Source organism: Streptomyces sp. Ag109_O5-10 (genome assembly GCF_900105755.1).
In the GTDB taxonomy this organism is placed as follows: Bacteria; Actinomycetota; Actinomycetes; order Streptomycetales; family Streptomycetaceae; genus Streptomyces.
On sequence record NZ_FNTQ01000001.1, the window covers coordinates 1,026,350 to 1,053,017 of the forward strand.

28 protein-coding genes are annotated in these 26,668 nt (G+C 73.0%); 15 read left to right on the forward strand and 13 right to left on the reverse strand.

The features are described 5' to 3' along the window. The first annotated feature begins 141 nt into the window (after nucleotides 1-141). Nucleotides 142-1,122 carry a D-cysteine desulfhydrase family protein gene (locus BLW82_RS04810; RefSeq protein ID WP_093507861.1) on the forward strand — a complete coding sequence of 327 codons (981 nt, stop codon included), beginning with the start codon at nucleotides 142-144 and terminating at the stop codon, nucleotides 1,120-1,122. Here BLW82_RS04810 and BLW82_RS04815 read toward each other — a convergent pair. Next, a complete protein-coding gene (locus BLW82_RS04815; protein WP_256215641.1) occupies nucleotides 1,081-1,809 on the reverse strand; it encodes a hypothetical protein in 729 nt (242 codons plus the stop codon). The genes BLW82_RS04810 and BLW82_RS04815 overlap by 42 nt on opposite strands. Nucleotides 1,810-2,181: 372 nt before the next feature. Between BLW82_RS04815 and BLW82_RS04820 the strand changes: the two genes are divergently transcribed. Both BLW82_RS04820 and BLW82_RS04825 read left to right on the forward strand, forming a co-directional pair. Beyond that, the gene (locus tag BLW82_RS04820; RefSeq protein WP_093497626.1) at nucleotides 2,182-2,652 is read left to right on the forward strand and encodes a DUF5709 domain-containing protein; all 471 of its coding nucleotides are present in this window, start codon (nucleotides 2,182-2,184) and stop codon (nucleotides 2,650-2,652) included. A gap of 50 nt (nucleotides 2,653-2,702) precedes the next feature. Beyond that, nucleotides 2,703-2,963, forward strand: a complete 261-nt coding sequence (locus BLW82_RS04825; RefSeq protein ID WP_093497627.1) for a type B 50S ribosomal protein L31 — start codon at nucleotides 2,703-2,705, stop codon at nucleotides 2,961-2,963. 81 nt (nucleotides 2,964-3,044) lie between these two features. Here the strand turns inward: BLW82_RS04825 and BLW82_RS04830 are convergent, their stop codons facing one another. After that, complete coding sequence (locus BLW82_RS04830) at nucleotides 3,045-3,839, reverse strand: metal-dependent hydrolase (RefSeq protein WP_093497628.1); 795 nt, start codon at nucleotides 3,837-3,839, stop codon at nucleotides 3,045-3,047. 145 nt (nucleotides 3,840-3,984) lie between these two features. Here BLW82_RS04830 and BLW82_RS04835 point away from each other — a divergent pair, with 145 nt between their 5' ends. Both BLW82_RS04835 and BLW82_RS04840 read left to right on the forward strand, forming a co-directional pair. Then, nucleotides 3,985-6,498 (forward strand): DEAD/DEAH box helicase, encoded by a 2,514-nt coding sequence (locus tag BLW82_RS04835; protein ID WP_177232838.1) that lies wholly within the window; start codon nucleotides 3,985-3,987, stop codon nucleotides 6,496-6,498. A gap of 79 nt (nucleotides 6,499-6,577) precedes the next feature. Beyond that, complete coding sequence (locus tag BLW82_RS04840) at nucleotides 6,578-7,444, forward strand: acyl-CoA thioesterase (protein ID WP_093497629.1); 867 nt, start codon at nucleotides 6,578-6,580, stop codon at nucleotides 7,442-7,444. Between the two features lie 102 nt (nucleotides 7,445-7,546). Here the strand turns inward: BLW82_RS04840 and BLW82_RS04845 are convergent, their stop codons facing one another. Together BLW82_RS04845 and BLW82_RS04850 are read right to left on the reverse strand one after the other, a co-directional pair. Next, nucleotides 7,547-8,419 (reverse strand): DUF6397 family protein, encoded by an 873-nt coding sequence (locus BLW82_RS04845; RefSeq protein WP_093497630.1) that lies wholly within the window; start codon nucleotides 8,417-8,419, stop codon nucleotides 7,547-7,549. 126 nt (nucleotides 8,420-8,545) lie between these two features. After that, nucleotides 8,546-8,959 (reverse strand): roadblock/LC7 domain-containing protein, encoded by a 414-nt coding sequence (locus BLW82_RS04850; RefSeq protein ID WP_093497631.1) that lies wholly within the window; start codon nucleotides 8,957-8,959, stop codon nucleotides 8,546-8,548. A 97-nt stretch (nucleotides 8,960-9,056) separates the two neighbouring features. Here BLW82_RS04850 and BLW82_RS04855 point away from each other — a divergent pair, with 97 nt between their 5' ends. Then, complete coding sequence (locus BLW82_RS04855; protein ID WP_093497632.1) at nucleotides 9,057-9,485, forward strand: PPOX class F420-dependent oxidoreductase; 429 nt, start codon at nucleotides 9,057-9,059, stop codon at nucleotides 9,483-9,485. 8 nt (nucleotides 9,486-9,493) lie between these two features. On the opposite strand, the gene BLW82_RS04860 is transcribed toward BLW82_RS04855, so the two are convergent. From BLW82_RS04860 to BLW82_RS04880, 5 genes are all read right to left on the reverse strand, one after another. Beyond that, on the reverse strand, nucleotides 9,494-10,099 hold the full coding sequence (locus BLW82_RS04860) for a GTP-binding protein (protein WP_093507863.1): 606 nt from the start codon (nucleotides 10,097-10,099) through the stop codon (nucleotides 9,494-9,496). A gap of 71 nt (nucleotides 10,100-10,170) precedes the next feature. Continuing rightward, entirely contained in the window at nucleotides 10,171-10,584 is a 414-nt protein-coding gene (locus BLW82_RS04865) for a DUF742 domain-containing protein (protein WP_093497633.1), read from the reverse strand. Between the two features lie 18 nt (nucleotides 10,585-10,602). Beyond that, entirely contained in the window at nucleotides 10,603-11,040 is a 438-nt protein-coding gene (locus BLW82_RS04870; RefSeq protein WP_093497634.1) for a roadblock/LC7 domain-containing protein, read from the reverse strand. Beyond that, nucleotides 11,037-13,541 (reverse strand): sensor histidine kinase, encoded by a 2,505-nt coding sequence (locus tag BLW82_RS04875; RefSeq protein ID WP_093497635.1) that lies wholly within the window; start codon nucleotides 13,539-13,541, stop codon nucleotides 11,037-11,039. Before BLW82_RS04875 ends, BLW82_RS04870 begins: the two co-directional genes overlap by 4 nt. Nucleotides 13,542-13,580: 39 nt before the next feature. Further along, nucleotides 13,581-14,354 (reverse strand): MHYT domain-containing protein, encoded by a 774-nt coding sequence (locus BLW82_RS04880; protein ID WP_093497636.1) that lies wholly within the window; start codon nucleotides 14,352-14,354, stop codon nucleotides 13,581-13,583. A gap of 151 nt (nucleotides 14,355-14,505) precedes the next feature. Here BLW82_RS04880 and BLW82_RS04885 point away from each other — a divergent pair, with 151 nt between their 5' ends. The 3 genes from BLW82_RS04885 to BLW82_RS04895 all read left to right on the forward strand — a co-directional run bounded on the left by BLW82_RS04885 (nucleotide 14,506) and on the right by BLW82_RS04895 (nucleotide 16,557). Continuing rightward, on the forward strand, nucleotides 14,506-15,105 hold the full coding sequence (locus BLW82_RS04885; RefSeq protein ID WP_093497637.1) for a class I SAM-dependent methyltransferase: 600 nt from the start codon (nucleotides 14,506-14,508) through the stop codon (nucleotides 15,103-15,105). Between the two features lie 139 nt (nucleotides 15,106-15,244). After that, the gene (locus BLW82_RS04890; RefSeq protein ID WP_093497638.1) at nucleotides 15,245-15,550 is read left to right on the forward strand and encodes a hypothetical protein; all 306 of its coding nucleotides are present in this window, start codon (nucleotides 15,245-15,247) and stop codon (nucleotides 15,548-15,550) included. Nucleotides 15,551-15,708: 158 nt separating this feature from the next. Further along, nucleotides 15,709-16,557, forward strand: a complete 849-nt coding sequence (locus BLW82_RS04895) for a hypothetical protein (protein WP_093497639.1) — start codon at nucleotides 15,709-15,711, stop codon at nucleotides 16,555-16,557. A gap of 66 nt (nucleotides 16,558-16,623) precedes the next feature. On the opposite strand, the gene BLW82_RS04900 is transcribed toward BLW82_RS04895, so the two are convergent. Then, nucleotides 16,624-16,806, reverse strand: coding sequence for a hypothetical protein (locus tag BLW82_RS04900; protein ID WP_093497640.1), 183 nt, complete (start codon nucleotides 16,804-16,806; stop codon nucleotides 16,624-16,626). A gap of 285 nt (nucleotides 16,807-17,091) precedes the next feature. Beyond that, nucleotides 17,092-17,259 carry a hypothetical protein gene (locus tag BLW82_RS45130; RefSeq protein ID WP_256215643.1) on the reverse strand — a complete coding sequence of 56 codons (168 nt, stop codon included), beginning with the start codon at nucleotides 17,257-17,259 and terminating at the stop codon, nucleotides 17,092-17,094. A gap of 4 nt (nucleotides 17,260-17,263) precedes the next feature. On the opposite strand from BLW82_RS45130, the gene BLW82_RS04905 reads away from it, so the two are divergent. After that, complete coding sequence (locus BLW82_RS04905) at nucleotides 17,264-18,382, forward strand: alpha/beta hydrolase family protein (protein WP_256215644.1); 1,119 nt, start codon at nucleotides 17,264-17,266, stop codon at nucleotides 18,380-18,382. Nucleotides 18,383-18,400: 18 nt separating this feature from the next. Here BLW82_RS04905 and BLW82_RS45135 read toward each other — a convergent pair whose 3' ends face one another. Both BLW82_RS45135 and xylA read right to left on the reverse strand, forming a co-directional pair. Beyond that, a complete protein-coding gene (locus tag BLW82_RS45135; protein ID WP_256215645.1) occupies nucleotides 18,401-18,697 on the reverse strand; it encodes a hypothetical protein in 297 nt (98 codons plus the stop codon). Between the two features lie 430 nt (nucleotides 18,698-19,127). Further along, a complete protein-coding gene (xylA, locus tag BLW82_RS04915) occupies nucleotides 19,128-20,294 on the reverse strand; it encodes a xylose isomerase (protein ID WP_093497643.1) in 1,167 nt (388 codons plus the stop codon). A gap of 228 nt (nucleotides 20,295-20,522) precedes the next feature. Between xylA and xylB the strand changes: the two genes are divergently transcribed. From xylB to BLW82_RS04940, 5 genes are all read left to right on the forward strand, one after another. After that, nucleotides 20,523-21,968 carry a xylulokinase gene (gene xylB, locus BLW82_RS04920; RefSeq protein WP_093497644.1) on the forward strand — a complete coding sequence of 482 codons (1,446 nt, stop codon included), beginning with the start codon at nucleotides 20,523-20,525 and terminating at the stop codon, nucleotides 21,966-21,968. 55 nt (nucleotides 21,969-22,023) lie between these two features. Next, nucleotides 22,024-23,232, forward strand: a complete 1,209-nt coding sequence (locus tag BLW82_RS04925) for an ROK family transcriptional regulator (RefSeq protein WP_093497645.1) — start codon at nucleotides 22,024-22,026, stop codon at nucleotides 23,230-23,232. A 201-nt stretch (nucleotides 23,233-23,433) separates the two neighbouring features. Then, nucleotides 23,434-24,921 (forward strand): APC family permease, encoded by a 1,488-nt coding sequence (locus BLW82_RS04930; RefSeq protein WP_093497646.1) that lies wholly within the window; start codon nucleotides 23,434-23,436, stop codon nucleotides 24,919-24,921. Continuing rightward, nucleotides 24,918-25,931: an acetamidase/formamidase family protein gene (locus BLW82_RS04935; RefSeq protein WP_093497647.1), complete on the forward strand. Its 1,014-nt coding sequence runs from the start codon at nucleotides 24,918-24,920 to the stop codon at nucleotides 25,929-25,931. Before BLW82_RS04930 ends, BLW82_RS04935 begins: the two co-directional genes overlap by 4 nt. Nucleotides 25,932-25,983: 52 nt before the next feature. Next, nucleotides 25,984-26,586 (forward strand): N-acetylmuramoyl-L-alanine amidase, encoded by a 603-nt coding sequence (locus BLW82_RS04940; RefSeq protein ID WP_093497648.1) that lies wholly within the window; start codon nucleotides 25,984-25,986, stop codon nucleotides 26,584-26,586. Nucleotides 26,587-26,668: the final 82 nt, after the last annotated feature.

A 26,668-nucleotide genomic window follows, 5' to 3' on the forward strand; every position in this document is an offset into this window, starting at 1 on the left:
CCCGGGGCGGGGCGGCGCATGGCCGACGCCGGACGAGGCGGCGCAAGGCCTGTGCCGGTCCCGGTGCTTCCCCGCGAGAGCATGGGATGCACCGGGACCGGCACGCGGGCACGGAGACGAAGGGGTTGTCGGATGGGCACGATGCGCGAGGAGCACCGCAAGGTCACTCTGGCCTCCTGGCCGACACCGCTCGAACCCGCCCCTCGGCTCGCGCAGGCACTGGGACTGGGGCCGGACGACCTGTGGATCAAGCGTGACGACCTGATCGGGCTCGGCGGCGGCGGGAACAAGGTCCGCAAGCTCGAGTGGACCTGCGGACAGGCCCTCGCCGAGGGTGCGCGAACCCTGGTCACCAGCGGGGCGCCGCAGAGCAACCACGCCCGGCTCACCGCGGCGGCCGGGGCCCGGCTCGGCATGGACGTGGTGCTCGTCCTCGCGGGCGAGCCCACGGGCACGGCCGCGGGCAACCTGGCGCTCGACGGCCTCCTCGGCGCCCGGATCGTGTGGGCCGGCGCGGTGGACGAGGCCGGACTCGCCGCCGTCCTCGACCGTGTCGTCGCGGAACTGCGCGAGCGCAACGCGGCTCCGGCGCTCATCCCCTTCGGCGGATCGAGTCCCGTCGGCGCCCTCGGCTACGTCGACGGCGGGCGCGAGCTCCTCGCGCAGGCTCCCGACCTGACCACGGCCGTGGTCGCGCTGGGCAGCGGTGGCACGATGGCCGGGCTGGTGCGTGCCCTGGGCGAGGACCGTGTCCTGGGCGTGCACTGCGGCGCCGTCGCGGATCCGGGACACACACTCGACCTGCTTCTGACGGACCTGTACGCGCCCGCCCCCGCCCCGCGGCGGCCACGGCTGCGGCTCGACCAGGTCGGGGCCGGGTACTCGAGCCTCACCGAACCGGTGACCGAGGCGCTCCTGCTCGCCGCCAGGACCGAGGGGCTCGTCCTGGATCCCGTCTACACCGGGCGGGCCATGGCCGGTCTCGTCGCGGCCGTGCGCGAGGGGGACATCCGGCCGGGTGACCGCACCGTCTTCGTCCACACCGGAGGACTCCCCGGGCTCTTCGGCCACCAGGAGGCGCTACGACGGGCCGGAGAGGTCCTCTCGGACCGCACCGGGTGACCCGGGCGGCCCGCGAAACACCGCCGCCCCGGACGCCCCGGCGAGGGGAAGGGAGCGCTCGACCTCGACCGTCGTGGTGACCCGGGTGAGGGCGGGGCGGCGCGGGACCGAGCCGAACCCGAACCGCACGGGAGGTTCGACCGGCGCGAGCGCGCCCAGGTCCGCGCCGTCGTAGGTGCCCGACACTTCGCGGATGGCGAGCAGGTCCCGCGCGCCGTACCACTCCCTGCGGCCGTTGCCCGCGGTGCCGCGGGTCCGCACGCCTGGCAGCAGCACGCGGGCGACCCCGTCGGTGATCGCGGACCACGCCGGGCGGCCGGCGAGCGGGCCGGGGACGGCACGCAGCAGATGGCCGAGGAGCGTGCGGCGCCCGGTGGCGAAGCGCAGGCGGAGCGGTCCGGCCGTGACGGTCCAGGTGTCCGCGAGGACAGTCACGTCGACCGGTACGACGTGCACCGCGTCGAAGCCGTACGTGCCGCTGACGAATTCGGCCGTCCGCCGGGTCGGAGCGAGCAGCAGCCGATCCCCGTCGCCTCGTTCCAGCATCACGTCGCTGAACGGGCCGAACGGCGACCGGGGCCAGTGGCCCAGCACGACACGCGTGCCGGACACGGTGCCGAGGCCCGCGATCCAGCCGTCGAAACGCAACCGGGCGCCCCGCGAGCCCGGGCGCAACACCCGCCTCATACGTCCGCCCTTTCCCTCATGGCTCCAGCAGGTTTGTACCCGGCGGAGTCCGTCGGGTACCCGGCCCCCGGACCACAGCCACAGCCACAGCCACAGCCGTCGGTCTCCCCGCCGGCGGACGGAGGTGACGGCACCGGATGCGCGCCCCGCACAGGTCTGCCCGCTCTCCCCGGACGGCCGGTCCGAATCCGCTGGCCGCGCCCGCGGCGTCCGCGTGCCGTTGCGCGGGTGCGAGCAGGGGTGGAAGGCTGGAGAACGGCACCGGTTCGTGGGCCTGCCGGGAACCGTCCGGTTCTCTCGGCGCACGCGCCCCCTGGCCCGGATGCCGGCGGCCCGCCCTACGGACCGCGTCCTCACCCCCTGGAGGTAGCCGTGACCACCGCCGACGGATGGGGGGACGACGTCTACCAGCCCGACGGATCCGAGATCCGTGAGGACACGGGGCTGCTCGACGTGGAGGACACGCTCGAGTCCGACGGCGTCAGCGAGCCCCTGGACCGTGGCTGGTCCCCGCCCGAGCGGCCGTGGGCGGTGGAGCACACCGGGGTGACCGCGGCGGAGCGCCACCGGGGCGAGACGCTGGAGCAGCGGCTCGCCGAGGAGCTGCCCGAACCGGCCGCCCCCGACGGCGACGGCATCGGCGACTGCCAGGGCAGCGACGGCGAACTCCTGGACAACGAGGTCGGCGACCTGCGCTCCGGCCGGCTCGTGGCCCCGAACGAGGGGGTGCACGAGGACGACGAGAGCGGCCTCGTCGCGACCGACATCGGCATCGACGGCGCCGGGGCGTCCGCGGAGGAGGCCGCCATGCACATCGTCGACGAGGACACCGCCTACGGCTGACCACGCCCTCCCCTCCCCTGCCCTACCGTCCCGTCCTTGGAGGAGCCGCCATGCAGCAGGACAAGCACCCCGACTACCACCCGGTGGTCTTCCGCGACCGCGCCGCCGGATACGCCTTCCTGACCCGGTCCACCGCGACCAGCGACCAGACCATCGAATGGGACGACGGCCAGACCTATCCGGTGGTCGACGTGGAGATCTCGTCCGAGAGCCACCCCTTCTACACCGGGAAGGCCCGCACGGTGGACACGGAGGGCCGCGTCGCCGCGTTCGAGCGCCGCTACGGGGGCGGCTCGGGGACGGCGGGCTGACCCTCGAAGCCCTCGTGGTCCTCGAAGGCCCGCAAGGCCCCCCGAAAGCCTCCGAGGACGCCGAAGGCCCCGACCGCCGGTTCAGATCACGTTCAGGGCGGCCGCGCAGCCTATGCCGCCGAGCATCATGAACACCGGCATGAGCACCCTCAGCTCGACCCAGCTGCCCGCGCGGAACCGCATCACCTTCGGGGGGCCCAGCGGGTACCAGCGCTTGCGGCCGATCGGGATGGGCCACAGGATCGGGCAGCCGGAGACGGTCAGTGCGTCCCCGATGTCGTGCACCAGCGCCCCCAGCACCACCGGCAGGCCCAGCCACAGGTACTCCTGGCCGGGCTGGGTGAACAGCCAGTCCGAGCCGTTGCCCGGCTTGTCCAGGATGCCGGCCAGGATCCAGGCGCTGGTCGCCGCCAGCAGCCACACCAGGACGTCGCTGCTGGAGCCGCGCGCCGCCCGCCACAGCAGGCCCTCGATCGCCAGCACCATGTGCGCGAACAGGATCGCCAGCACCGCCCACCGGCCGCCGAAGATCGCCGCGGCCGAACAGCCCCCGCCGATCAGCACCGCCCACAGCCAGGTGTGGGTCAGGGTGCGGTGGCCGCCGGAACGGCGCGGGTCGCCCGGCTTCCGGGTCGCCTTGTAGACGGCGTAGGACAGCTTGTCGACGATCTCGCAGATCCAGCGCGACAGCGGTCCGAAGGCGCGGGAGATGGTCGCCGCCTTGTGGTCGAGGTCCGGGGCGAGCGCGGCGCCTGCACAGATCAGCGCTCCCACCAGCAGCACCGGCCAGGGCATCGTATGCCCGGTCGCCGCCGCCGCGGCTCCTACGCCGAGCCAGGCGGCCGCCCCCGACAGTGAGTGTGCTGGTCCCATCATGGCCGTTGCCCGCCCCATTCCTCGTATGCCGCTGTCCAGTTGACCGGGTGCGATGACGCTCCGTCGGCGACACAGCGTAGCGGTCATGATCTTCGTGCTCGAAGCCGATTCCCCCCTCGGCGGGTGGGCCAGGCAAGATGGGGGCGTGACCCTCATCGATCAGCTGCCGCCGACCGCCGACCCCGACGCCCTGTACGAAGCCTTCGAGGCCTGGGCGCAGGAGCGCGGTCTCACGCTCTACCCCCACCAGGAGGAGGCGCTGATCGAGGCGGTCTCCGGGGCGAACGTGATCGTGTCGACGCCGACCGGCTCCGGCAAGAGCATGATCGCCGCGGGCGCGCACTTCGCCGCGCTGGCCCGGGACGAGGTCACCTTCTACACAGCGCCGATCAAGGCGCTCGTTTCGGAGAAGTTCTTCGAGCTGTGCAAGCTCTTCGGCACCGAGAACGTCGGCATGCTCACCGGCGACGCCTCCGTGAACTCCGACGCGCCCGTGATCTGCTGCACCGCCGAGGTCCTCGCCTCCATCGCGCTGCGCGACGGCAAGCAGGCGGACGTCGGCCAGGTCGTCATGGACGAGTTCCACTTCTACGCCGAGGGCGACCGCGGCTGGGCCTGGCAGATCCCGCTCCTCGAACTGCCCCAGGCGCAGTTCATCCTCATGTCGGCCACCCTCGGCGACGTCTCCTTCTTCGAGAAGGACCTCACCCGCCGCACCGGCCGGCCCACCGCGGTGGTCCGCTCGGCGACCCGCCCGGTGCCGCTCTCCTACGAGTACCAGCTCACCCCGATGACCGAGACGCTCACCGAGCTCCTGGAGAGCAGGCAGGCGCCGGTGTACATCGTGCACTTCACGCAGGCACAGGCGGTGGAGCGGGCGCAGGCGCTGATGAGCATCAACATGTGCTCGAAGGAGGAGAAGGAGCAGATCGCCGAGCTGATCGGCAACTTCCGCTTCACCACCAAGTTCGGCCAGAACCTGTCCCGGTACGTCCGGCACGGCATCGGCGTGCACCACGCGGGCATGCTCCCCAAGTACCGGCGCCTGGTGGAGAAGCTCGCCCAGGCCGGTCTGCTGAAGGTCATCTGTGGCACCGACACCCTGGGCGTGGGCGTCAACGTGCCCATCCGCACGGTGCTGTTCACCGCCCTGACCAAGTACGACGGCAATCGGGTGCGCACGCTGCGCGCCCGTGAGTTCCACCAGATCGCCGGCCGTGCGGGGCGCGCGGGCTTCGACACCGCCGGCCTCGTGGTCGCGCAGGCGCCCGAGCACGTCATCGAGAACGAGAAGGCCCTCGCCAAGGCGGGCGACGATCCGAAGAAGCGGCGCAAGGTGGTGCGCAAGAAGGCGCCGGAGGGCTTCGTCGGCTGGACGGAGAACACCTTCGAGAAGCTGATCGCGTCCGATCCGGAGCCGCTGACGTCGCGGTTCCGGGTGACGCACACGATGCTGCTGTCGGTGATCGCCCGGCCGGGCAATGCCTTCGACGCGATGCGCCACCTGCTGGAGGACAACCACGAGCCGCGCAAGCAGCAGCTGCGGCACATCCGCCGGGCGATCGCCATCTACCGCTCGCTGCTCGACGGCGGCATCGTCGAGAAGCTCGACGAGCCCGACGCCACCGGCCGTATCGTCCGCCTCACGGTCGACCTTCAGCAGGACTTCGCGCTCAACCAGCCGCTGTCGACCTTCGCCCTGGCCGCGTTCGAACTCCTCGACCCCGAATCGCCGTCCTACGCCCTCGACATGGTGTCCGTGGTCGAGTCCACGCTGGACGACCCGCGCCAGATCCTGGCCGCCCAGATGAACAAGGCGAAGGGCGAGGCCGTGGCCGCCATGAAGGCGGACGGCGTCGAGTACGAGGAGCGCATGGAGCGCCTCCAGGACGTCACCTACCCGAAGCCCCTGGAGGAGCTGCTCTTCCACGCCTACAACACGTACCGCACGAGCCACCCCTGGGTCGGCGACCACCCGCTGTCGCCGAAGTCGGTCATCCGGGACATGTACGAACGGGCGCTGACCTTCACGGAGTTGGTGTCGGTCTACGAGCTGGCCCGCACCGAGGGCATCGTGCTCCGCTACCTCGCGAGCGCCTACAAGGCACTCGACCACAACATCCCGGACGACCTGAAGTCCGAGGACCTGCAGGACCTGATCGAGTGGCTGGGCGAGATGGTCCGCCAGGTCGACTCCAGCCTGCTGGACGAGTGGGAGCAGCTCGCCAACCCGGAGGAGATGACCGCCGAGGAGGCCCAGGAGAAGGCCGACGAGGTCAAGCCGGTCACCGCCAACGCGCGCGCCTTCCGGGTCCTGGTGCGCAACGCGATGTTCCGGCGGGTGGAGCTCGCCGCCCTCGACAGGGTCGACGAACTGGGCGAGATGGACGCGGACTCCGGCTGGGACGCCGACGCCTGGGGCGAGGCGATGGACAAGTACTGGGACGAGTACGAGGACCTGGGCACCGGCCCCGACGCCCGCGGTCCCAAGCTGCTCGTGATCCAGGAGGAGCCGAAGAACGGGCTGTGGCGGGTCCGGCAGATCTTCGACGACCCGAACGACGACCACGACTGGGGCATCAGCGCGGAGGTCGACCTGACGGCCTCCGACGCCGAGGGCCGCGCGGTCGTCCGCGTCACCGGGGTCGGTCAGCTCTGAGCAAGAACCCCGGAACAGGGCCGAGCAGAGGTTCGATCGCAGGCCCGCGCACACGTCCCAGCACAGGAGAATCCAACCGATGACCAACCCGGCCGAGAGACTGGCCGACCTGCTCGACCTGGAGCAGATCGAGGTCAACATCTTCCGTGGCCGCAGCCCGCAGGAGTCCCTCCAGCGGGTTTTCGGCGGCCAGGTGGCGGGCCAGGCACTGGTCGCCGCCAGCCGCACCGTGGAGGGCGACCGTCCCGTGCACTCGCTGCACGCGTACTTCCTGCGCCCGGGCCGGCCGGGCGTGCCGATCGTGTACCAGGTCGAACGGATCCGCGACGGACGGTCGTTCACGACCCGCCGGGTCACCGCCGTGCAGCAGGGCCGCACGATCTTCAATCTGACCGCCTCCTTCCACAAGCCTGAGGTGGGAGCCTTCGAGCACCAGCTGCCGCAACCCCGCGAGGTGCCGCACCCGGAGTCGCTGCCGACGCTCGCGGAGGAGATCCGCAAACATCTGGGCGAGCTGCCCGAGCAGCTGGAGCGGATGGCGCGCCGCCAGCCCTTCGACATCCGCTACGTCGACCGGCTGCGCTGGCATCCCGAGGAGATAACCGGCGCCGAGCCGCGCAGCGCCGTGTGGATGCGCGCGGTCGGTCCGCTGGGTGACGATCCGCTGGTGCACACCTGCGCGCTGACCTACGCCAGCGACATGACGCTCCTGGACGCGGTCCGGGTCCCCGTCGAACCGCTCTGGGGGCCGCGGAACTTCGACATCGCCTCGCTGGACCACGCCATGTGGTTCCACCGGCCGTTCCGCGCCGACGAGTGGTTCCTGTACGAGCAGGAGTCCCCCGTCGCCACGGGCGGCCTCGGTCTGGCCCGCGGGCGGGTCTACGACCTCGAGGGACGGCTACTGGTATCGGTCGTCCAGGAGGGGCTGTTCCGCGCGCTCTAGCGGGCGCGCATGCCGGCGCGGTGCGTACGCTGGCGCCCTGCGTATGCCCACGCGGGCGCGGCTGCCGACGCTCGCGGTCCGGGCCGCCGGTCGGTGGGGCCGTCAGTGGGCGGCGGGCTTCGGGTTTCTGCGCAGCAGCCAGCCGCGCAGGCCTCGCGCGAGTGCCGCCCGGCCGGGCGCGGCGAGTTGGGACGGCGCGGTGGTACGGGGCACCGGCCGGTGTGCTCGGGCCTGCGCCACCTCCCGGGCCAGGTCGTGCCTGAACCAGTCGATCTCGTCCGGATCGGCCGCCGTCATGAGCTCCTCGGCGAGCCGTGCGGCCGCCGAACCCGGCGCGCCGTGGGCGGGCGGAGCCGGCCGCAGGGCCGTCACGCGGGCGCGCTCGTGCGGGTCGGTGAGCACCTCGTCGATCTCGCCGGGGTCCAGGAAGCCGGCCACCACCCCGGCCCGCTCCCACGGTCCGTCCGCCTGCCTGAGCAGGAAGCCGCAGTGGCGTCCGCGCCAGTTCCGGGCCCGCTGGTCCGCGCCGGCCCGCAGCCGGTCGCTCAGTTCCGCGGGCGTACGGCCGGTGAGCAGCCACGTGTTCGTCTCGTCGGCCGCGAACCGCCGTAGCTCCTCCGCCAGGTAGAGCCAGACCACGGCACGATAGCGATTCGGGTACCACCTGACCGGAGTCACCAGGCCGAGTTTCGCGACGCGGGTGAACCTGCCCGACGGGATCCCCATCAGGGCCGCAGCCTCGGTCGTCCCCACGACCCGCACGCTCTCGCTGAGGGACTCGGACCGGCCCCGGAGCCGGTCGATCTCGGTCCGTGGGACACGGCGGCCTCCACCGCCTCCCTCGTCGGGCACGGTACGGATCCGTCCGAGGTGTACCGCGAGGTCGAACTCACCCCGCCTGAGGCCCAGTTCGCGGGCGGCGCGGCTCGGTGCGCAGGTGTTCGGACGGTTCTGGACAAGGGTGGTGCCGGACATGGCCGTTCTCCCCCGTGGAGCGGGTGGCTCGCGCCGGGTGCGCTCGCCGTGGAAAAAACCGTAGCCGGTCCGGCGAGACCCGTGGCGGGCCTGTGGATAACTCCGCCACAGGGATGAGTTCGCAGGTCAGAGGTCTATCGCGGAGGAGCTCTCAGGTTGCCGGGCATCCACTGCGAGGTGTTCGCCGACACGGTTGACCAGCAGGGTCATCTCGTAGGCGATCTGGCCGATGTCGGCCTCCGCTCCGCTGAGCACGCACAGGCAGCTGCCGGCTCCGGCCGCGGTCACGAACAGGACCGCCTCGTCGTACTCGATCATCGTCTGCCGCACCTGGCCCGCCCCGAAGTGCCGTCCCGAGCCCTTGGCGAGGCTGTGCAGCCCGGAGGCGACGGCGGCCAGATGCTCCGCGTCCTCCCGGCGAAGGCCGGTGCTCGCTCCCGTGACCAGCCCGTCGTTCGACAGGACCAGCGCGTGCCGTACGTGCTCCACGCGTTCGGTCAGGTCGTCGAGCAGCCAGCCGAGTCCCTGGTTCTGCGCCATGTCGTCAGCGTCTCCCCGTGTGCCGTCTCCCCCTGGCGGGAGGATCTCCCCGCCAGCCTTCCCCACCACCGGCGTCCGGGCAAGGAGGATGGGGGGCATGGCAGAGAAGATGACCGACGAGGAATGGCGGGCGTTCGTCTCGCACGGCACCCGCACCGGCAAACTGTCCACCGTCAGCGCAGACGGCAGCCCCCATGTGGCCCCGGTCTGGTTCCTGCTGGACGGCGACGAGCTGATCTTCAACACCGGCAAGGACACCGTGAAAGGGCGCAATCTCGCCCGTGACGGGCGTGTCGCCCTCTGTGTGGACGACGACCGGCCCCCTTTCCACTTCGTGGTGCTCAACGGGCGCGCCCGGCTGTCGGAGGACCTGGACGAACTGCGTGACTCGGCCACCCGGATCGCGGCTCGCTACATGGGGGCGGAGCGCGCGGAGGAGTTCGGCACCCGCAACGGCGTCCCGGGCGAGCTGCTGGTCCGGGTCACCGTGGAGAAGGTCGTGGCGCTCAAGGACCTGACGGGCTGAGGCTCGGCTCAGCCCACCGAGTCGAGGAGCCGGGCGGTGTGCATCCGCCCGGCGTACTCGACGAGCCGGATCAGTACCTCCTTGCCGGAGTCCCGGTCCCGGGCGTCGCACAGGACCACGGGCGTGCCCCGGTCCAGGTCGAGGGCGCGGGACACGTCGGCGGCACCGTAGGAGCGGGCACCGGCGAAGCAGTTGACGGCGACGACGAACGGGATCTGCCGGTGTTCGAAGTAGTCGACCGCCGGGAAGCAGTCCTCCAGGCGGCGGGTGTCGGCGAGGACGACGGCGCCGAGGGCTCCCTGCGACAGTTCGTCCCAGAGGAACCAGAAGCGGTCCTGGCCCGGGGTGCCGAAGAGGTACAGGGAGAGACCTGAGCGGATGGTGATCCGTCCGAAGTCCATGGCGACGGTGGTGGTGACCTTCTGGTCCACGCCGTCCGTGTCGTCCACCAGCTGGCCCGCCTCGCTGAGCATCTCCTCGGTGCGCAACGGCCGGATCTCGCTGACGGCGCCGACCAGGGTCGTCTTCCCGACGCCGAAGCCGCCGGCGACCAGAATCTTGAGCGCCATGGCCGACGTGTCGTCGGCGGTGGACTCGGGGAGCTCGGAGACCATGATCACTTCTCTCTCGGGCCGGGACGCGTCGGTTCTGACCGGCTCGGGCCCGGTTGTTTCCGGATGGTCATCTACAGGGCCCGCAATCCGGCGATGACCTCGCGCAGAATCCGTTCGTCGGGCAGCTGCGCCGGTGGCACCGGGCGGCTCACCGTCACGCGGCCCAGTTCCAGCAGGTCGCCCAGGAGCACCCGGACCACGCCGACGGGGAGATCCGCGCCGGCGGCGAGTTCAGCGACGGACTGCGTCTCCACCCGGCACAGGTCGACCAGCGCGCGGTGCTCGGGGCCGAGCGGGGCGTCGTCGTCGCTGCCGGACCTGCCCGGGTCGAGCGTGACCAGGGCGATCAGGTCGAACTTCACGCCGGTGGGGCCGGGTTCGGTGCGGCCTCCGGTCATGGCGTAGGGGCGGACCAGCGGCCCGGCCTCGCTGTCGTACCACTGGCTGCCCGGTTCGTGCGGGGTGCCGGTCGTGTACTCGGTCATCGGTGGCGGTCTTCCGGCTCAGCCGGCGGCGGGTGGCCGGGCGGCGACGCGCGGTGCGGTGTAGAGGTGCTCGCCTACGCGCTTGACCAGGCGGGCCATCTCGTAGGCGACCAGGCCGATGTCGGCGGTCACGTCGGTGAGCAGGGCGAGGCAGGAGCCGTCGCCCGCGGCGGCCACGAAGAGGAAGGCGTCGTCCATCTCGACCATGGTCTGGCGCACCCCGCCCGCCCCGAAGTGCCGTCCGGCGCCCTTGGCGAGGCTGTTGAAACCGGAGGCGACGGCGGCGAGGTGCTCGGCGTCCTCGCGTTTGAGGCCGGTCGAGGCGCCGACGGCGAGGCCGTCGTTGGAGAGCACGACGGCGTGCCGTACCTCGGTGACGCGCAGCACCATGTCGTCGAGGAGCCAGTCCAGTTCGCCGGAGCGCCGGTCCGTCCTCGGGGTCGGGTCCTGGATCATGGGCGGTCTCCTTCGGTGCGGTCGGTGCCGTCTTCGGGTTCCGGGGCGGCTCCGCGGCCTGGACGTCTGCCGCCGCCGCGCGCCCAGCCGTCGCGGTAGGCGGTCATGCGGTCGCGGACGAGTTCGGGGGTGCGCTCGTCCCGGCCGCGGGCGGGCGCGGGCTCCTCGGCACGGGGATCGCGCAGTTGGGGGGCGAGGCTCGCCTGCCGCACCCGGCGTGGCAGGTCTTCGTCGGGGGGCTCGGAGTCGTTCGGTGGGCGATGCGGCCTCAAGCTGGTGACTCCGGGGGGCGGCGGTTCGGGCGCGGGGCGCGGGGCGGTGTGGGTGACGGCGAGGGCGGGCCGACCGGCGGAGGCGGGTTCCGGGAGGGCGGCGCCGGGCACGCGCGCGTGGGCGTGTGCCGGTGCCTGCCCGGTGTCGGCGGCCGAGCGGACGGGGCGTTCCGCCGGGCCGCCGTGGAGCAGGGCCTTGGGCAGCAGCACCACCGCGGTGGTGCCGCCGTACGGCGAGGTGCGCAGGTGCACCTTGATGCCGTGGCGGGCCGCGAGCCTGCTGACCACGAAGAGGCCGAGCCGGTCGCTGTCGAACAGGTCGAGTGCCTCGGACTGCTCGATGCGCCGGTTGGCCTCGGCGAGGGTCTCCGGGCCCATGCCGAGCCCGCGGTCCTCGACCTCCAGGGCGTATCCGTTGCCGACGGGTTCGCCGGTGACGCGCACGCGCGTGTGCGGCGGCGAGAACTGGGCGGCGTTCTCCACGACCTCGGCGAGCAGGTGCGTGAGGTCGGCGACGGCGGCACCGGCGACGGCTGCCTCGGGGAGCTGGCGTACCTCCACGCGCGCGTAGTCCTCCACCTCGGACACGGCGGCCCGCACGACGTTGGTCAGGGACACGGGCATCCGCCAGGCCCGGCCGGGGGCCGCTCCGGAGAGGATGATCAGGCTCTCCGCGTGGCGGCGCATGCGGGTGGTGAGGTGGTCGAGGCGGAAGAGGTCGCTCAGTTCGCCGGGGTCGTCGGAGCGGCGTTCCATGCTGTCCAGCAGGCTCAGCTGGCGGTGGACCAGGATCTGGCTGCGGCGGGCCAGGTTGACGAAGACGCCCGAGATGCCGCTGGCGAGTTCGGCGCGTTCCACGGCGGCGCGCAGGGCGGCCCGGTGCACGGTGGCGAGGGCCTCGGCGACCTGTCCGGTCTCGTCCTCCGCGGGTGGCCCCGGGGGTGCCTCGGCACGGACGTCGATCTCCTCGCCGGCCCGCAGCCTGCGCATCGCCTCGGGCAGTTTGCGGCGCGCGATCTCCAGGGCGCTGTTGCGCAGGCTCACCAGCTCGACCACGAGGGCGCGTCCGATGCGCACGGAGATGACGAGCGAGGCGACCACGGCGAGGAGACCGAACAGGACGGCGGCGCCGGCCGGGGTGAGCAGGCCGCGGGCGAACGGGTCGGCCCGGCCGGCCACCGCGTGGGCCGTGCCGGCCTGGATGGTCCGCATGCCGTCCTGCACGCGCGTGTGCGCGGCGTTCCAGGTGGCTTCCGGGGCCGCGCCGATTGCCTTTGCGCCGGGTGAGCTCGCCAGGATCCGGTCCTCGGCGGCGCCCAGCGCGGCGTAGTCGTCGCCGTCGGCGAGGCTGTGCCAGGCGCTGCGCTGGGCACCGGGCAGGTCGGCGACGGCCACGTCGGTGAGGACGCGGCGGGTGTCGGCGGCGCCGGTGAACAGCCGCAGCCGCTCGCCGTCGAAGCCGCCGGCCAGCCGGGCGCCGCCGAGGACCGCGTCCTCCTGGGCGAGCGCCTCGCCCGCCCGGGAGAATTCGAGCAGCACGCGCGCGTCGGAACCCATGTCGTCGGCCTGGACACCGGTGAGGGCGCCGTCCACGGCGAAGGCCGAGGCGATGACCTGCGTGTACTGCCCGTAGGCCGCGTCCCAGCCGGCGCCGCGGTTCTGCACTTCCCTACGCAGGGCGCGCAGTTGCTCGGCGCCGGTGACGAAGGCCCGCAGGCGCTGGGCGACACCCGAGGGCAGCTCCTCGCCGTCGGCGACGGTGCTGTCCTTGCCGAGCCGCAGCGCGGCCACGGCCTGATCGGTGCCGGCCCCCAGTCTCCTGAGGTCCGCGGTCTGTTCGGCGGCGGGGTCGGTCGCGTACCGGACCGCGGCGGCCCGCTCGGCCTGGAGCGCGGCGACGGCGGTGGCGACCGGGGTGCGCAGCGAGGCGTCGACGCGCTGGGACTGACGCAGCCGGGCGACGTCCTGGGCCGTGCTGACCGTGGCGTACGCCCACAGGGCGAGCAGGGACATCACCGGCACCATGAGCAGGCAGACGACCTTGGCCCGCACGGTCCGCGGGCGGATCCGCCAGCCGCCGGGCCGGGTGGCCGCGTTGTCGGATGCGATGCCGACGACGTCGTCGACGGGTTCGTCGGCGGGCGGTCCGGCGTGCGCGCGGCGGCCGCGCGGCGGCCGCGGTGACGGTGTCTCCGGGCCTGCTGTCGGGGTCCTACGGGGTGTACGCATGGCCTCCTCGCTCGGGAAAGGTTGGGTCCGGGCGCCGGTTCAGCGCGCGGCGCCCGCGACGGGCCGCTGGGCCGAGGCGGACGCCTCGCGTTCCCCGGCCGTGGGTGAGAGCGCGACGAAGGCCGAGGTGAGGAAGAGATAGGACCCGAGGCCTACGGCGAGGGGGAAGATGAACTGCATCGCCGTGGCCCCGGGCAGGGGGCTGCCGGAGGGCGTGACGTGCACGCTGACCGCGAACATGCCGGTGTAGTGCATGCTGCTGACGGCGGCTCCCATCACCAGGGAGGCGACGGTGACGGCGACGGGCGACCTGATGTTGAGCGCCGCCCACAGGGCCGCGGTCGCGGCGACCACGGCGATGAGGACGGAGAGCCCGACGAGCATCGGGTCGTAGCGCACGGCGCCGTGCAGCCGGACGGCCGCCATGCCGAGGTAGTGCATGCTGGCGACGCCGAGTCCGGTGGTGAGTCCGCCGAGCAGGAGTGCCCGGTTGCGGTCGCGGCTGTAGCCGACCGCGAAGACGCCGGCGCTGACGACGGCCACGGCGACGAGCAGGCTGAGGACGGTCAGGGGTACGTCGTAGCGGATGTCGGTGCCGCTGACGCTGAAGCCGAGCATGGCCACGAAGTGCATGGTCCAGATGCCGGTGCCGAGCGCGGAGGCCGCGGTGAGCAGCCAGTTGCGGCGCGAGCGGCCGGTGCTGGCGAGCGCGCGAACCGTGCAGCGCAGCCCCAGTGCGGCGCCTATGCAGGCCATGGCGTACGACAGCACGGGGGTCAGCCAGCCGAAGGTGGCATGGTGCAGGTGTCCCATGGCCCAGGGACGCTAGGAGGGCACGGGCGCACGAAGGGGGCGCATTTCGAAAGGTGTTGCAATATGACTCAGAGATGTGCCGGAACGATCGCGTCCCGTTCGAACGTGCGCGCTGGATCGTCCTCCGTGACGGTGAGGAATCATGCGGACCATGAGCGATGACCACACACACGTCCAGGAGTTCTTCACCGCACGGGCGGCCGACTGGGACAGCAGGTTTCCCGACGACGGTCCCGCGTACGCGGCCGCCGTCGCCGGTCTGGGGCTGCGTGCGGGCGACCGGGTCCTCGACGCGGGGTGCGGCACCGGGCGCGCCCTGCCGCCACTCCGCCGGGCCGTGGGGCCCACCGGCACGGTCCTCGGAATGGACCTCACGCCCGCGATGCTCCAGGCCGCGCGGCGGGCCGGGCGGGACCGTGACGGGCAGCTGCTGCTCGCCGACGTCGCCGCGCTGCCGGTGCGTTCGGAGTCCCTCGACGCCGTGTTCGCCGCGGGCCTGATCGCCCATCTGCCCCGTCCGGCCGAGAACCTGCGGGAGTTGGCGCGTGTGGTACGCCCCGGCGGCATCCTCGCCCTGTTCCACCCGATCGGCCGGTCCGCCCTGGCGGCGCGCCAGGGACGGCAGATCACGCCGGACGACCTGCGCGCGGAGGGCAATCTGGGCCGGCTGCTGGCCGGCTCGGGATGGCGCATGACGTCGTACGCGGACGAGGACTCCCGATTCCTGGCGCTGGCGGTCCGCGGACGTTAGCCGGCGACCGCCGCGGCGAAGGCGCCGGGGCCGGCCCCTCTGCGCCACGCCCTCTTCTGTTGCCGGGGCTTCAACCCTACGTTCGACGGAGGAAGGCAGATGTTCGCAGGCGAAAGCCGGCAGGAGGAAGGAGGCCCGCGTGTTCGACCGGATCCGCAGGTACGCAGGCAGACGGCGTGGCACCGAGGGCGGAGCGGTGCCGGAACCGCGAGCGAGCCGTGAGCGGCGCGCGCACAACTTGTTCGAGGCCGCGGCCGCCTACGTCGCGGCCCGGGCCGGTGACGACCAGGACCGGATCGAGGAGGCGGCGGGCTGGGTGTCGCCGGAGGCGCTGTCGTTCGGGGTGAGCGAGCTGGCGTGCCGGGCCGTGGTCGCCCTGGCCCGGGAGCGCGACGAGTCGCCGGCTGCGGTGGCGCGCGACCTTCTCGGGCTGCCGGTGGCGTGACCCTCCGGCACCGCCGAGGTTGTGGGTCTTCCGTGCCCGCGAGGTCGTTTCGTCCCGTCCCGGTGCAAACCTGCAGCTCGGGTGTGGAGACCGGTCGTGACAACGGCCTTCCCGTCGCACTAGGGTGCGCGCCGTTGGACGAACCACTGGAGGCAGGGATGGCCGGGACCGACGAGGAGGCCGTCGCCACGGACGAGGCGCTGTACGTGCTCACGGCGGTGCTGCTGACGCCGGCGAAGTTTCCGAGCGTGCTGGGCGACGACTATCCGGAGGCGTGCGCGGCGCTGGAACTGGCACCGCGCGCCGACGGGTACGGCCTGGTGCTCGGCCAGGACGGCGAAGGGGCACGCTGGACGGTCGTGATCGACGACGTCTCGCTGGTCGCCGTCGCGATCGCGTCCTGGGACTGCGGCATGGAGTACGACCTGTCGCCGGACGAGCGCACGGTGGTCGCCGCCCTGCCCGGCTGGCCGCTGGCGGTCGCCGTGGCGGCTCCCAACGTGCCCGCGCCGCACGACCCCGGTCCGGAGGTGGCGGACCAGGCTCCGCTGACCCCGCCGGACACCAGCACCTGGGGTCCGGCACAGCGGCGGCTGGGCGCGGACGAGATCGCCCTCCAGTGGGCGATCTGGCGGGAGCAGATCAGCGACGACCACTTCCCGGCGGCGGCCGACGCGACCGCGGAAGCCCCCGAGAAGGCTCCACAGGACGCCGAGGCGGCCCCGGAGGCCCCGGCGGGTCATGCCGGAGTGCGGCGGGTCCTGGCCGAGGCGTGGGCCTACGTGGACGCGCCTCCGCCGCTGGGCCGGGTGCGCTCCTCGTTCGCCCCGGGCGACGCACGTACGCTGCGCGCCGACGGGCCCGGCTGGTCACTGGTGGCCCGGACCGACGACATCGCCTTCGTGCTCCTCGACGAGGAACCCGGCGAGGTCCTGCCGGTCGGCCGGGGTCCCGAACTCCCCGGCCTCCTGGAAGCCCTCGACAAGATGGCCGTACGGCCCCTGTGAGCCCGCCGGGCCGCATCCCGCCGCCGGGCGCAGGTCAGGGGTGGGGCGCGGTCCCGGGCAGGTGGCTCAGCGGCCGATCTCCCTGCGGCCGACCCGGCGCAGCCTGCGCCGCTGCGAGGGATCCAGGGTCAGGTACGCGGCCACCGGGACGCCCACCACGATCAGGAGCGTCACCCACCAGGGCAGCCATATCAGCAGGATGAGCCCGACCGCCACACCTCCTGCGGCGATCTTCGCGTTCTTCGACATCAGCGTCGCCTCCTTCGCGGCCCTTGCCGCTCTCTGGTGTGAGAACGGGCCCGCGCCTCCCGCGGTTCCGGACCACGACCCTGAGACATCCCTGACGAGCCACCCCTACTGGCCCCGAGCGGCGACTCGAACAGGTTGTGAAGCGGCTCCGCTCCCAGGGTAACCGTCCCGCCCGGCCGCCGTGCCGGACGTCCGGGAGCGGCCCGGCACGACCCGGCCCTGCGGAAAACCCCACCCGCACAGGCCGGTTGGCCGGATGGCCGGTGGCTGCGGCGGTTCGTACGGTCACGGCATGAAGCAAACGAACATGAAGCGGATCAGCAGATTACTGGTGGTTTCGGCGGTTTCGGTGGCCTTGGCGGCCGGCGGCGCGACGGCCGCGGTCGGGCAGGGATCCGGTGCACCGACGGCTGCCGCCTCCGCCTCGACGGGGGCGCACGCGTCGCGGGGCACGGTGGTGTCCGTCGAGCACCTGCGGACGCTGACCGCCCGGCAGGCCGCGGCCGAGCTGGCGGGCGACGAGGACGGATCCTGGGACACCGGCGCCGTGCGCTACGGCCTGGACACCTTCCGGATCGTGTACCGCACGGTGGACCCGCACGGCAGGTCGACCACCGCCAGCGGGCTGCTGGCCCTGCCACGCAGCGGTGAACGACGGCTGCGGGCGGTGTCGTTCACGCACGGCACCGAACTGTTCAGGGGCGACGTCGCCTCGGTCTCGGCCGAGGTGTGGGACCAGGCACCCGCCCTGACCTACGCGTCCGCCGGGTTCGCCGCGGTGCTCCCCGACTACCTCGGCATGGGCCTGGGGCCCGGACTCCAGGCCTGGATGGACGTGCCCTCGGAGACGACGGCCGCCCTGGACATGCTGCGGGCATCCCGTACGGTCGCGGCACTGCGGGGCCGGGAATTGCGACGCGGGGTCCTGGCCACCGGCTTCTCCCAGGGCGCCTCGGCGGCCCTGGGACTGGCGCGGTCGCTCCAGGAGGGAGCCGACCACCGGTTCCGGATCCGCGCCGTCGCACCCGTCAGCGGCGCCTACGCGTTCCGCGACGCGGCGCTGCCGGCGCTCCTGGCCGGGCGGACAGACCCGAAGGCGAGCGTGATCTACACGGCGCTGTTCCTGGTCGCCTTCAACCGCCTGCACCACCTGTACGACACACCGGCCCAGGTGTTCCGGGCGCCGTACGACCGCACGATCGAGAGTCTGCTGGACGGCACGCACACCGGTCAGGAGGTCGTGGCCGGCACCCCGGGCTCCCTCGACGCGCTGCTCACCGCCCGCGGCCGGGCGATGCTGGCCCACCCCACCGGACGGCTGGCGGCGGCCCTTCGGACCACGGACAGCGTGTGCACCGACTGGGTGCCGCGGGCTCCGGTCAGGCTCTACTACGCCGAGGGGGACGAGCAGGCCGTCAACACGAACACGGCCCACTGCCACGCCGCCTTGCGCGCCCACGGCGTCGACGCCCCGGTGGTCGATCTCGGTACCCCGGACTACCGCGGCTCCCGCCATCTCGGTTCCCAGCAGGCGGGAACCGCCGCCGTGGTCCGATGGTTCCGGACGCTTCGGTAGGCGCACCCGAGCGGGCGGCTACCCCAGCAGGGAGGGCAGCAGGGAGTCCAGACCACTCGGCAGCTCGCTCGGCAGACCGCTGGGCAGGTCACTGGACAGTCCCGAGGGCCACTGCGAAGGGAGTTCGCTCGGCAGGCCGGACGGCAGGCTGCTGGGCAGCCCGCTCGGGAGGCCGATCGAAGGCCGGGCCGGACCGGAGGGGCTCGGGCTGCTCGCACCGGGTTTCCCGTCGGTCGAGCCGTCGCCGCCGGACACCATCAGGACGACGGCGGCGACGGCCGCCGCGGCCACCAGCAGGGCCAGAACGGCGATCAACGGGCCCCTGCGCCGGCGGGGCGGTTCCGGTGGAAGTGGTGGCATCCATCCGACGGCGGTGGGCGGCTCCTGGTCGCCGGGGGGAGCGCCGAAGCCGGCGTGCGGCTGCGGTGCGAAACCTTCGTCCGGTGGCGGGTCGTAACCCCCGTACGGGGGCGGGTCGTAGCCCCCGCCGGGCGGCGGAGAGCCGTTCGGCGGGCCGGGCGGTCGTGGCGGTACGGGCGGCATGGCCATACCGCCAAGAGTCACCGCGTCCCGGTCGCCGCGCGAGCCCGGCTCGGGAGTTGACACGGACTCATGCCACGGACCGCACGATTCCGGAGCATTTCCGGTGCGAACCGGACGTGCGGGCACCGGATCCGGGCATCGAAGACGACACGCGCGCGTGAGGGCACCGCTGCGGAAGCGGCCCTCACGCGCGCGTGCGTGCTCAGCCCCGGGCGCCCAGCAGGTGGTCCATCGCCAGCTGGTCGAGCCGCTCGAAGGCCATCCCGCGCGCGGCGGTCGCCTCCACGTCGAACTCCTCGAAGGCCGCACGGTCGGCGAGGAGCGCCTGAAGGCCGTCCGCGGCGGTCGGCTGGGCCAGTTCGTCCAGACGGGAGGCGCGCAGGGCCTCCTGGACCTCCGGGTCGGCACGGAAGGCGGCGGCGCGCTCCTTGAGGATCAGGTAGTTGCGCATGCAGCCGGCGGCCGACGCCCACACGCCGTCGAGGTCCTCGGTCCGCGGCGGCTTGAAGTCGAAGTGCTTCGGGCCCGCGTAGCCGGCGCTCTCCAGGAGGTCGACCAGCCAGAACGCGGCGCGCAGGTCACCGGCGCCGAAGCGCAGGTCCTGGTCGTACTTGATGCCGGACTGGCCGTTGAGGTCGATGTGGAAGAGCTTGCCCGCCCACAGGGCCTGCGCGATGCCGTGCGGGAAGTTCAGGCCCGCCATCTGCTCGTGGCCCACCTCGGGGTTGACGCCGTACAGCTCGGGACGCTCCAGGCGCTCGATGAAGGCGAGGGCGTGACCGACGGTGGGGAGCAGGATGTCGCCGCGCGGCTCGTTCGGCTTGGGCTCGATGGCGAAGCGCAGGTCGTAGCCCTGGGCGGTGACGTACTCACCGAGGAGGTCGAAGGCCTCCTTCATGCGGTCGAGGGCGACCCGCACGTCCTTGGCGGCGCCGGACTCGGCGCCCTCGCGGCCGCCCCAGGCGACGTACGTCTCGGCGCCCAGTTCGACGGCCAGGTCGATGTTGCGGATGGTCTTGCGCAGCGCGTAACGGCGTACGTCACGGTCGTTCGCGGTGAACGCGCCGTCCTTGAAGACCGGGTGGGTGAAGAGGTTGGTGGTGGCCATCGGCACCTTCATGCCGGTGGCGTCGAGGGCCTGGCGGAAGCGCTTGATGTGCGACTCGCGCTCGGTGTCGGAGGACCCGAAGGGGATCAGGTCGTCGTCGTGGAACGTCACACCGTGGGCGCCCATTTCGGACAGGCGCTGGACCGTCTCGACGGGGTCGAGGGCGCGGCGGGTGGCGTCGCCGAACGGGTCCCTTCCCTGCCAGCCGACGGTCCACAGGCCGAAGGTGAACCTGTCTTCGGGGGTGGGCTGGAAGCTCATTGCCGCGGCTCCTTGCTCGGGGGTTGTGCTCGATGACTGCGGTGGATGACCGGTGGATGACTGTCGTGCCGACTATTTCGTCATCGCGGTTTACAAATTAGTATGCCAACGCGTCCCTGGGAAGGGTCACCCTGTCCCCGAAGGACGAAAACCGGGTCGCGACACCCCGACGAACCGGAAAAACTGCAGGTCAGACACACCGCGAGCCGCGGAAAAAGGGAGAACCCGATGTCAGCAGCCGAGGGTCCGCTCGTCGTCGGCGTGGACACGTCCACCCAGTCCACCAAGGCGCTGGTCGTCGACGCGTCCACCGGCGAGGTCGTGGCGAGCGGCCAGGCACCGCACACCGTGACCACCGGTGCGGGCCGGGAGAGCGATCCGCGCCAGTGGTGGGACGCGCTGTGCGAGGCGCTGCGCCAGTGCGGGGACGCCGCGCACGAGGCGGCGGCCGTGTCGATCGGCGGGCAGCAGCACGGTCTGGTCACCCTGGACGAGCACGGGGAGCCGGTGCGGCCCGCGCTGCTCTGGAACGACGTCCGCTCGGCGCCGCAGGCGCAGCGGCTCGTCGAGGAGCTGGGCGGCCCGAAGGCCTGGGCGGAGCGCACCGGCAGTGTGCCGGGCGCCTCGTTCACGGTCACCAAGTGGGCCTGGCTGGCCGAGCACGAGCCGGAGGCGGTCCGGGCGACCAGGGCGGTCCGGCTCCCCCACGACTACCTCACCGAGCGGCTGACCGGGCTGGGCACGACCGACCGGGGTGACGCCTCCGGCACCGGCTGGTGGGCGTCGGCGACCGAGGCGTACGACCCGGAGACCCTCGCCCACGTGGGCCTGGACCCGGCGCTCCTGCCCCGGGTGGTCCGGCCCGGCGAGGTGGCCGGCACCGTCCGGGACAGCCACGACCTGCCGTTCTCCAAGGGCACCCTGGTGGCGCCCGGCACCGGTGACAACGCGGCGGCCGCGCTGGGGCTCGGGCTGCTTCCGGGCACCCCCGTGCTGAGCCTCGGCACCTCCGGCACGGTGTACGCGGTCTCCAGGCACCGCCCCGCGGACCCGACCGGCACGGTGGCGGGCTTCGCCGACGCGCACGGCGACTGGCTGCCGCTCGCCTGCACCCTGAACTGCACGCTCGCGGTCGACCGCGTCGCGGCACTGCTCGGCCTGGACCGCGAGGCCGTCGAGCCCGGCACCTCGGTGACCCTCCTGCCCTACCTGGACGGCGAGCGCACCCCGAACCTGCCCAACGCCTCCGGACTGCTGCACGGCCTGCGCCACGACACCACGGCCGGCCAGCTCCTCCAGGCCGCCTACGACGGCGCCGTGCACGCCCTGCTGGGCGCCCTGGACCTGGTGCTCGACGAGGACGCCGACCGGACCAGCCCGTTGCTGCTGATCGGCGGCGGCGCCCGGGGCCGGGCCTGGCAGGAGACGGTACGGCGGCTGTCCGGGCGGCCGGTGCAGGTACCCGAGGCGAAGGAACTGGTCGCCCTCGGCGCCGCCGCGCAGGCGGCCGGGCTGCTCACCGGCGAGGACCCGGCGGCGGTGGCGCGCCGCTGGAACACGGCCGCGGGGCCCGTGCTGGACGCGGTGGAGCGGGACGCGGCGACGCTGTCCAGGATCTCCGGGGTACTCTCCGACGCGGCCCCGCTGCTGGAGCGGGCGCCGGAGAACGGCTGACCGGCGGGGGGACTGCCGGGAGGATTCCATAGGGTCCCAGAGGATTGAGGGAGGCATGACCGCACCGCTGCACGAGGCCCGCCCGACGGCGAACGGCCGTGCCCTGCCGGACACCCAGCAGGGCATGCGCCGGCGCAACCTGGCGCGCGTGATGCACGCGGTCAGTGCGGAGGGCTCGCTGTCGCGGGCCGCGGTCGCCTCCCGCATCGGCCTCACCAGAGCGGCCGTGTCGACCCTCGTCGACGAGCTGATCCGCTGGGGGCTCCTGGAGGAACTGGGACCGGAGCGGCCCAACCGGGTCGGGCGGCCCGGCTCGGCGCTCGCGGTGAGCGGGCACGGTCCGGCCGGTCTCGGGGCGGAGGTCGGGGTCGACCATCTCGCCGTGTGTGCGGTGGACCTGCGCGGCGAGGTACGCGCGCGGGCCGTGCGGCACGGTGCGAACCGGGGCGGGGATCCGCGCCCGGTGCTCGCGGAGCTGACCGGCCTGGTCCGGCGGGTCGCGGAGGACGCCGAGCGGCACGGGCTGTGGCCCGCCGGTCTCGCGGTCGCCGTCCCCGGCCTGGTGGCCCGTGACGGACACACGGTCGTCCACGCCCCGAACCTCGACTGGCACGCCACCGACCTCGCCGCGCTGCTGCCCGCCGGCCTCCCGCTGACGGTGGACAACGAGGCCAACTTCGGCGCCCTGGCCGAGCTGTGGCTCGGGGACGCGACACCCCAGGACTTCCTGCACGTGTCGGCGGAGATCGGCATCGGCGCCGCCGTCGTCGTGGACGGACAGCTGCTGCGCGGCAGACGCGGTTTCGCGGGCGAGCTCGGCCATGTGCCGGTCCACCCCGACGGGCCGCCCTGCGCCTGCGGCGGACGCGGGTGCCTGGAGCAGTACGCCGGCGAGGAGGCGGTGCTGCGCGCGGCCGGGCTCGAATCCCGCGAGGACGCGGTAGGACTGCTCGCACAGCAGGCGGGCGCCGACCACGAGGGCGTCCGGCGTGCTCTGGAGGACGCCGGTACGGCCCTGGGCATCGCCCTGACCGGCGCCGTCAACCTCCTCGACCCCGAGTCCGTGGTCCTGGGCGGGGCCCTTGCCGGTCTCGCCCCGTGGCTCCTCCCGTCCCTGCAGGCCGAACTGGCCGACCGCACCACGGGCCCGGCCTGCCCGGTCTCCGTCTCCCGCCTGGGCTCGGAAGGCCCCCTCCTCGGCGCGGCCCACTCGGTGATCCGTGCCGTCCTGGACGATCCGGCGACCGTGGCCGAGCGGGTCTGACCGAGCCCGCGTGAGGGTCGCGCCCGCTGCGGCCCGGTGAGGCTCCCGCTCCATTCACCTGCCCGGGTGGCCCGGTTGTCCACAGTCGCCGCTCCGTCCACGGATCACCCGGGGCTCTTCTGCCCAACCCGCAAGCGCCGTACCGTGATTCACGCGAGGCATCCGCCGGAGCGAGGGCAACACGCACGTCAGGGGGGACGTATGTCGGGAGAGGCGGCCGCGGGACTGCGGCGGGACGCGGTGGGGTTGCGGGAGGTGCTGTTCCAGAGCGTCACGGCGATGGCGCCTGCCGCCGCTGTCGCCGCGTCCATTCCGGCGGGGGCGGCGTTCGCCGGTGGCAGCCTGCCGTTGGCGGTGCTGATCGCTCTGGTGGCCTGTCTGTTCACCGCGTCGTGCGTGGCGGAGCTGGCGCGCGAGTTGCCCGCCGCCGGGTCCGTGGCCACGTACGCGGCGCAGGGGCTGCACCCGGCCGTGGGGTTCCTGGTCGGCTGGGGGTACGTGTTCGTGGAGGCGCTGGTGCCGCCGTTGCTGCTGCTCCAGCTCGGGTTCACCGCGGCGGGGACCCTGCACGACGAGTGGGCCTCGTACCCGGCCGGCCTGTGGTGGCCGTGGGCGCTGGCCGGGGCCGCCGTCATCGCCGTCGCCGGGTATCTGGGGGTGCGCGCGTCAGCCCGCTTCGGGACCGTGCTCGGGGTCTTCGAGATCGCGGTGTTCCTCGTCTTCGCCGGCTGGCTGATCATCCGGGCCGGCGGCCACAACACCCTCTCCGTCTTCGGGACTTCGCACACGGCGGACGGCTATGGAGGGGTCAGCGGGGTCTTCGCCGGTTCCGTCTACACCGTGCTGGCGTTCGCCGGTTTCGAGGCGGCCGCGCCACTCGCCGAGGAGACCCGCGACCCGCGCCGCACCATGCACCGCGCGGTGCTCGGCGCGGCCTTGGGGATCGGCCTGTTCTACGTGGTGACCACCTACGCCATGACCGTGTACTTCGGCCCCGGCCGGTTCGCCTCCTTCGGGGCGGCGGGCGAGGCGTCCTGGCAGGGCGTCGCCCGGGCCTCCTTCGGGCTCTTCTGGGTGCTGGTGTTCCTCGCCGTCGTCAACTCGACGATCGCCAACGCCAACGCCTGCGCCACCGTCTCCACGCGGACGGCCTTCGCACTGGCCCGCATCCGGGTCCTGCCGCGTGTCCTGGCCACACTCCACCCTCGGTACCGCTCCCCCGCGGCCGGCATCGCGGTCCAGACGGCCGTGGCGGTCGGCGCGGTGCTGGGGCTGGGCTTCGGCTACGACCCGGTGACCGCGTTCCTGCTGCTGGCCACGGTGATCGTCACGGTCGTCATCGGCGTCTACATGGTCGTCAACCTCGCCTGCGCAGGCTACTTCCTGCGCCGCGGCCGCCCGTCCCTCAAGCCGGTACGGCACCTGCTCCTCCCGCTGCTGGGCATCGTGGCGTTCGTCCCCGCCCTGCTCACCGCGGCCGGGCTGCCCGTCTTCGACTTCGTGACGAAGCTGACCGCCCCGGTGTCGTACGCCGGTCCGGTGGTCGCGGTGTGGATGGCGACCGGAGTGGTCGTCCTGCTGGTGCTGGTCCGGCGTCACCCCGATCGCATAGCCGAGACTGCGAGGGTCCACCTCGAAGACGACGCCCCTGACATCGTCACCGCACAGAACGGAGCACGACCGCGATGAGCGACCCCCGGATCCTCACCGTCCGGCCCGGACCGGACGACTACGCCTGGACGTTCGGCGGGGCGCCGCCGGTGGCGCGGATCGCGCCCGGCACGGTCCTCGACCTCTACACGGAGGACTGCTTCGCCGGCCGGGTGCGGTCGGAGAAGGACCTGGTGTCCGAGGTCTGCGAGTTCCCGTTCCTCAACCCGCAGACCGGCCCCTTCCACATCGAGGGCGCGGAGCCCGGGGACACCGTCGCCGTGCACTTCGTGTCGATCGAACCGGCCCGGGACTGGGCGGCTTCCACGACCGTCCCCCTGTTCGGGGCGCTCACCTCGACGCACACCACCGCCACGCTCCAGCCGCCGCTGCCGGAGACGGTCTGGATCTGGCAGCTGGACCGCGCCCGGCGCACGGCCCTGTTCCGGGCCCACGAGGGCGGCATCGAGCTGGAGCTGCCGATGGACCCGATGCACGGCACCGTCGGGGTGGCCCCCGCGAACCTGGAGGTGCGCTCGGCCCTGGTGCCGGACGCGCACGGCGGGAACATGGACACGCCCGAGATGCGGGCCGGCGTCACCTGCTACCTCGGGGTCAACGTCGAGGGCGCGCTGCTCAGCCTGGGCGACGGCCACGCCCGGCAGGGCGAGGGCGAGACCTGCGGGGTGGCCGTGGAGTGCGCGATGAACACCGTCGTGATCGTGGAGCTGCTGAAGGGGATCGCGACGCCGTGGCCCCGGCTGGAGTCGGACACCCACATCGTCTCGACGGGATCGGCACGTCCGCTGGAGGACGCCTTCCGGATTTCGCAGCTCGACCTGGTGCAGTGGCTGGTGCGCGACTACGGGTTCGGCGAACTCGACGCGTACCAGTACGCAACCCAGACGGTGGAATCGCCGTTGGCCAACGTGTGCGACACCAACTACACGTGTGTGGCCAAGCTCCGCAAGGAGTGGCTGCCCGCGCGCGAGACTTACCGCGGACTGCATGCGCGACTGCGCGAGACGGCGGCGGCCCTGCGCCGCTGACCGCCCTCGACTCCCCCGTGCTTCGAGCACGCTTCCGAAAGGCACCCCAGCCATGGACCGGGCACGACCGCTCCCCAGCAGGCGACGGCTCCTGAAGGGCGCGGCCCTCGCCGCCGTCCCGTACGCGCTGCTCCCCGCGGGCCGGGCGGGCGCGCAGACCGGGGTCGTCGACTATCCGTCGGCCGAGTGGCAGGCGGCGAGCAGCGAGAACCGGACACCGGCCCTGCGCCCCGACGAGTACACGATCGACCGGGTGATCATCCATGTCACTCAGCAGGCGTACGCCGGCACGCTGTCCATCTTCCAGAACCCGAAGAAGCGGGTGTCCGCGCACTACCTGGTCCGCTCGGCCGACGGGCATGTCGCGCAGTGCGTGCGGGAGACCGACGTGGCCTGGCACGCGGGGAACTGGGACTACAACACGCGGAGCATCGGCATCGAGCACGAGGGCTGGGTGGACAGACCGGAGTACTTCACCGACGCCCTCTACCGCGAGTCGGCGCGGCTGACCGCGTCGATCTGCGAGAGGTACGGCATCCCGAAGGACCGGGAGCACGTCATCGGGCATGTCGAGGTGCCGGGAACCGACCACACCGATCCGGGCAGGCACTGGGACTGGGTCCGCTACCTGAGGCTGGTGGGACAGGCCGGGTGAGGCCGGCGGGCTCGGTCCGCGGAGGGAGGCCGGTCGAAACGGTTGTCGGCGCGAACACCCCGCATGACGATGTCCCCAGCCG

Excerpts from the sequence above, each read along its gene's own strand:
- BLW82_RS04810 (WP_093507861.1), top strand. The coding sequence starts at position 142 with ATGCGCGAGGAGCACCGCAAGGTCACTCTGGCCTCCTGGCCGACACCG.
- BLW82_RS04815 (WP_256215641.1), bottom strand. The coding sequence starts at position 1,809 with ATGAGGCGGGTGTTGCGCCCGGGCTCGCGGGGCGCCCGGTTGCGTTTC.
- BLW82_RS04825 (WP_093497627.1), top strand. The coding sequence starts at position 2,703 with ATGCAGCAGGACAAGCACCCCGACTACCACCCGGTGGTCTTCCGCGAC.
- BLW82_RS04830 (WP_093497628.1), bottom strand. The coding sequence starts at position 3,839 with ATGATGGGACCAGCACACTCACTGTCGGGGGCGGCCGCCTGGCTCGGC.
- BLW82_RS04840 (WP_093497629.1), top strand. The coding sequence starts at position 6,578 with ATGACCAACCCGGCCGAGAGACTGGCCGACCTGCTCGACCTGGAGCAG.
- BLW82_RS04845 (WP_093497630.1), bottom strand. The coding sequence starts at position 8,419 with ATGTCCGGCACCACCCTTGTCCAGAACCGTCCGAACACCTGCGCACCG.
- BLW82_RS04850 (WP_093497631.1), bottom strand. The coding sequence starts at position 8,959 with ATGGCGCAGAACCAGGGACTCGGCTGGCTGCTCGACGACCTGACCGAA.
- BLW82_RS04855 (WP_093497632.1), top strand. The coding sequence starts at position 9,057 with ATGGCAGAGAAGATGACCGACGAGGAATGGCGGGCGTTCGTCTCGCAC.
- BLW82_RS04860 (WP_093507863.1), bottom strand. The coding sequence starts at position 10,099 with ATGGTCTCCGAGCTCCCCGAGTCCACCGCCGACGACACGTCGGCCATG.
- BLW82_RS04865 (WP_093497633.1), bottom strand. The coding sequence starts at position 10,584 with ATGACCGAGTACACGACCGGCACCCCGCACGAACCGGGCAGCCAGTGG.
- BLW82_RS04870 (WP_093497634.1), bottom strand. The coding sequence starts at position 11,040 with ATGATCCAGGACCCGACCCCGAGGACGGACCGGCGCTCCGGCGAACTG.
- BLW82_RS04875 (WP_093497635.1), bottom strand. The coding sequence starts at position 13,541 with ATGCGTACACCCCGTAGGACCCCGACAGCAGGCCCGGAGACACCGTCA.
- BLW82_RS04880 (WP_093497636.1), bottom strand. The coding sequence starts at position 14,354 with ATGGGACACCTGCACCATGCCACCTTCGGCTGGCTGACCCCCGTGCTG.
- BLW82_RS04885 (WP_093497637.1), top strand. The coding sequence starts at position 14,506 with ATGAGCGATGACCACACACACGTCCAGGAGTTCTTCACCGCACGGGCG.
- BLW82_RS04895 (WP_093497639.1), top strand. The coding sequence starts at position 15,709 with ATGGCCGGGACCGACGAGGAGGCCGTCGCCACGGACGAGGCGCTGTAC.
- BLW82_RS04900 (WP_093497640.1), bottom strand. The coding sequence starts at position 16,806 with ATGTCGAAGAACGCGAAGATCGCCGCAGGAGGTGTGGCGGTCGGGCTC.
- xylA (WP_093497643.1), bottom strand. The coding sequence starts at position 20,294 with ATGAGCTTCCAGCCCACCCCCGAAGACAGGTTCACCTTCGGCCTGTGG.
- xylB (WP_093497644.1), top strand. The coding sequence starts at position 20,523 with ATGTCAGCAGCCGAGGGTCCGCTCGTCGTCGGCGTGGACACGTCCACC.
- BLW82_RS04925 (WP_093497645.1), top strand. The coding sequence starts at position 22,024 with ATGACCGCACCGCTGCACGAGGCCCGCCCGACGGCGAACGGCCGTGCC.
- BLW82_RS04930 (WP_093497646.1), top strand. The coding sequence starts at position 23,434 with ATGTCGGGAGAGGCGGCCGCGGGACTGCGGCGGGACGCGGTGGGGTTG.
- BLW82_RS04935 (WP_093497647.1), top strand. The coding sequence starts at position 24,918 with ATGAGCGACCCCCGGATCCTCACCGTCCGGCCCGGACCGGACGACTAC.
- BLW82_RS04940 (WP_093497648.1), top strand. The coding sequence starts at position 25,984 with ATGGACCGGGCACGACCGCTCCCCAGCAGGCGACGGCTCCTGAAGGGC.